The organism is Oleiphilus sp. HI0066 (assembly GCF_001635725.1).
Genome location: NZ_LWFH01000283.1, coordinates 1 through 877, shown reverse-complemented (window position 1 = coordinate 877; position 877 = coordinate 1). Strand labels below are relative to the sequence as shown.

1 protein-coding gene is annotated in these 877 nt (G+C 44.9%); it reads right to left on the bottom strand.

Annotated elements, in window-relative coordinates; translation table 11 throughout:
* Nucleotides 1-20: 20 nt before the first annotated feature.
* On the bottom strand, nucleotides 21-877 hold an 857-nt coding region (locus A3738_RS04235), incomplete at its 5' end, for a 3'-5' exonuclease (protein WP_197473583.1).

Sequence of the window (877 nt, the reverse complement as noted above, 5' to 3'; positions counted from 1 at the left end):
ATGACGGAAAGTTCTTGTGTTTAGTCGGTGAGCGCGAACATCTTATCTGCGTAGCGTTTTGAGAAAACTCGCCGTTCATTGTCATCAAATTGTACCGTGAACGTTTCCCCTTCTTCTTGAACGACACGACCTCTACCCATTGATTTATGTTCAATGATGTCCGCTTGCCAAATTGCTTGATCAAAGTTGCTCAAGGTTGGGCGCTCAGCCTTGCTAGGCGTGGTAAGCATAATTGAAAAAGTATCAGCGTATCTTTGCAAGGTCTTGCTTGCGAGCGTTTTAAGTTGTGCAGTGTTTTGTTGTCGCTCGATAGATCTCGCAATGTGCAGTGCTGACTCACTTTGCATTTCATGTAAAAAGCGTAGACCGTCTTTGCTGTCTGATTTAGGACATAGCATGAGGAGTGATTGCTTTGCTCTAGTCATGGCGACATAAATCAAGCGTCGCTCACTAGCGATATCTTGGGGGCTAATCTCTTTTCTGCCACTTGAACTGAAAAAGGTCGTTTCAGAAAGCCCAGGCAAAACTACATGCTCCCATTCCAGCCCTTTAGCGCGATGCATACTTGTAATGTGTATACCTTGAGCATGCTGGATTTGTGTTCTTTCTTCGAGCGCTGCGAGCTCATTTAACAAGGCGTTTGCGTTTTCTGTACGGCTTTCTGCCATAAAGGCCATCAGGTTTTTGACCGTCCTAACTTGCTCGTCACTAGCGTCTTGGCTTAGGCCACTCGTTTTTAGCTCATCAAAAAGCTTCGTTTCTTGTATGTATTGTTTGAACAGCTGTCTTGGAGGGTTTGTATTGTTCTCAAGAGATAAGCCTTTAGCGAAGCGCTCCAATTTGAGCTTTTGGAAGCGGCTTAAGTCGCTTGGAATCA